This is a genomic window from Limnospira sp. PMC 1279.21 (genome assembly GCF_032349615.1).
Taxonomy (GTDB): Bacteria; Cyanobacteriota; Cyanobacteriia; order Cyanobacteriales; family Microcoleaceae; genus Limnospira; species Limnospira fusiformis.
The window spans coordinates 28964-29326 of the sequence record NZ_JARPLU010000022.1 but is presented as its reverse complement, the minus strand read 5'-3'; positions in this window follow the sequence as shown (position 1 = coordinate 29326).

Sequence of the window (363 nt, the reverse complement as noted above, 5' to 3'; positions counted from 1 at the left end):
ACGCCACCCCACACCACCATCTCACCCCTGTTGGGTTTCACCCAACCTACTATTCAGAGCGATCGCCTATTTGAGTAGGTTGGGGGGTCCGAACGCCACCCCACACCACCATCTCACCCCTGTTGGGTTTCACCCAACCTACTATTCGGAGCGATCGCACTGAGGCTATTTCATATATATTTCGGCACGGATTCCCATTATTTAATAATAGGTCAAGTTTCGGTATTTGTCAAGGGGAAAGATCAGATGTAATCAGGTAAATGAATAAATGAATAGAGGCGATTTTTGTAAGTGTTACAAAAATCGCCTCCTTTGATAGTTTTATGGCATTAGACCATCGGGTAGTTTAGCGGAAATACCAGA